Below are 3,183 nucleotides of genomic sequence, written 5' to 3'. Positions count from 1 at the left end.
CACCACCCCCACCGGCACCGGCCGCAACCACCCATCCAGCACAAACAACGCCGCCCCCGCCACCGGCGCACCGATCGGCGGAACCCCGGTCCCCGCCACCAGCGGCGCACTCACTGCCGCATACACCGTGGTCTCGGTCGGACCGTATTGGTTGACCATCACCCGCCCCGGCGCCCACCGATCCACCACCTCACCCGGACAGGCTTCACCACCGAACACCAACGTCGTCACCGACTCCAACCCTTGCGGCGACAAAACCGCTACAGCCGAAGTGGTCTGGGTGAGCACGCTGATCTGTTCAGCGACCAGCACCCGGCGAAAGTCCTCCGGCGAGCGGGCCACCGCTTCGGGCACCACCACCAGCCGCCCACCACTGAGGAGCGGACCCCACATCTCGTGGACCGAGAAGTCGAAACCATAGGAATGACACTGCGTCCACGTCCCCGCCTGCGGCAGATTCGCATACAGTGAGCCCATCATTGCGGTCACGTTTTGTTGGGTGATCGCAACGCCTTTGGGGACCCCGGTAGTGCCCGAGGTGTAGAGGAGGTAGGCGATATTGTCGGCGGCCGGGGCGGGTAGCGCCGTGCTGAGTTGGCTCCCGACAGCGGGGGCCCAGCTATCACCGACTTCGATGACCGTCAGGTCGTGCCCGTCGAGCCGCGACCGCAGGCCCGCCGTAGTGATAACGGCCACCGGGGCCGCATCGGCCAGCATGAACCCGACCCGCGCCGCAGGCAGGCTCGGATCGATCGGCAAATAAGCCGCCCCGGTTTTGAGCACCGCCAAAATCGCCACGATCGCCTGCGCTGAGCGCTCCAACACCAGCGCCACCACATCCCCTGGGCCTGCCCCGTGGCCAGCGAGCAGATGCGCCACCCGGTTAGCCGCCTCCTCCAACTCGCGGTAGGTCATCGAGCGGCCCTGGAAGCTGATCGCCACCGCCTCCGGGGTACGCGCGACCTGCGCGGCCAACGCAGCCGGGATCGACACCGCCGCTGGTGCGGGTTGAGTCAACACCGCGCGGTTGCCGACGGCATCGAGGCGGAAGCGTTCCTGCTCGTCGAGCACATCAATCGACGACAACGCCTGCCCGGGATCGACGGTCATCGCCACCAACACCCGCCGCAACCGTCCGATCAGCGCCTCGATGCTGGCCGCATCAAACACATCGGTGCGAAACTCGACCACCCCGCCGATCCCGGCGGGCTCACTGGCCTCGGTGAAACGTTCGGCCAAAGAAAACGCCAAATCCATGCGGGCGGCCTGGGTATCCACGGGCAGGGCGGCGATGTCCAGACCGGCCAGGGTGAGCTCGGCGGCGGGCTGGTCGGTTTGGCCGCCGAAGTTCTGCCAGGCCAGCATCACCTGGATCAGCGGGTGATGGGTCAAGCTTCGGGTGGGGTTTAGCCGCTCGACAAGCACCTCGAAGGGCACGTCTTGGTGTTCGTAGGCGGCCAGGCTGCGCTGGCGCACCTGGGCCAGCAGCTCGGCGACGGTGGGATCACCGGCCAGATCGACCCGCAACACCAAGGTGTTGACGAAAAACCCGACCACCTCATCGAGCGCCGGGTCGCGCCGCCCGGCGATCGGGAACCCTACCGCCACATCATCGCTGGCGCTGAGCTTGGCCAGCAGCACCGCCAGCGCGGCCTGGACCACCATGAAACTGGTCGCGTTGTGTTCCCGGGCCACCCGAGCCACCTGCTGCTGCAGGTCGGCCGGCCAGTTGACCGCCACACTGGCGCCGCGGTAAGTGGCCACCGGCGGATAAGCCCGATCAGTAGGCAACGCCAGCCGTTCGGGCATCCCGGCCAGGGCCTGCTGCCAGTAGGCCAGCTGCGCAGCAATAGGGCTGTGGGGATCGGCCAGATCACCAAACTGCGCACGCTGCCACAGCGTGTAATCGGCATACTGCACCGGCAACGGCGCCCAGCCAGGGGCCTGTCCCGCGCACCGGCTGGCATACGCGAGCCCCAGATCACCCACCAGCGGAGTCAGCGACAAGCCATCCGCGGCGATATGGTGCACCACCACCACCAGTACGTGCTCGTCGTCGGCGAGGCGGAACAGCCGCGCCCGCAACGGGACCTCGGCCGCCAGGTCGAACCGATGACCCGCCACCGCGCCGATAGCCTCACCCAACCGGTCTGCCGGCCAGCCGGCGGCATCAACGACCTCCCAACCGAAGCCGACCCGCTCGGCGGGCACCACCAGCTGCTGGGGTGTTCCCTCGGGTGCGGGGAACAGGGTGCGCAGGCTTTCCTGGCGGGCCACCACATCGGCCAGCGCGACACCCAGCGCCTCGGCATCCAACCGGCCGCCCAGCCGCAGCGCCGCCGCCATGTTGTACACCGGCGAGGGCCCCTGCAACTGGTCAAGAAACCACAACCGCTGCTGGGCAAACGACAACGGCACCACCGCCGGCCGCTCAACTGGCACTAACGGCGCCAGCCCACCCGCACCGTCGCCGATCCGGGCCGCCAGCCCAGCGACCGTGGGCGCCTCAAACACCGCACGCACCGAAAGGCCGCCATCCAAGCTGGTGTTGATCGCGGCGATCAGGCGCATCGCCGACAGCGAATCCCCACCCAAATCGAAAAACGAGTCATCCACCCCGACCCGGTCGACTCCAAGTACCTGGGCGTAGATGCCGGACAGGATCTCCTCGGTGGGGTTAGCCGGGGAGTGGTAACGGTCGATGTCCTGGTACTCCGGGACGGGTAGAGCGCGGGTGTCGAGTTTGCCGTTGGCCGTCAGCGGCAGCGCGTCCAGTACCACCACCGCGGCCGGCACCATGTACGCCGGCAGCCGCTCGGCCAGCGCGCTACGCACCGTGCCCGGGTCCGCGGTGCCGGTAGCCCGCTCGGTGACATAACCCACCAGGCGCTTATCGCCGGGGCGGTCCTCGCGGGCAACCACCACCGCCTGATCCACCCCGGCCAGCCCGGCCAACGCCGCGCGGACCTCACCCAACTCGACGCGGAACCCGCGCACCTTCACCTGCTCATCGGCGCGCCCCACAAACCGCAGCTGCCCATCAGCGCCCCAACACACCAAATCCCCGGTGCGATACATGCGCGCCCCGGGCCCCCCGAACGGACACGCCGCAAACCGCGACCCGGTCAACCCCGCCCGCCGCCAATACCCAACGCCCACACCGGCACCGGCCACATACAACTC

General features: G+C 68.6%; 1 protein-coding gene. It reads right to left on the bottom strand.

Translation table 11 applies throughout. The features are described 5' to 3' along the window. On the bottom strand, nucleotides 1–3,183 hold a 3,183-nt coding region (locus EET03_RS28040; RefSeq protein WP_167470724.1), incomplete at both ends, for a condensation domain-containing protein.

The organism is Mycobacterium innocens (genome assembly GCF_900566055.1).
Lineage (GTDB): Bacteria > Actinomycetota > Actinomycetes > Mycobacteriales > Mycobacteriaceae > Mycobacterium > Mycobacterium innocens.
This window is presented reverse-complemented; position numbering and strand designations above follow the sequence as displayed.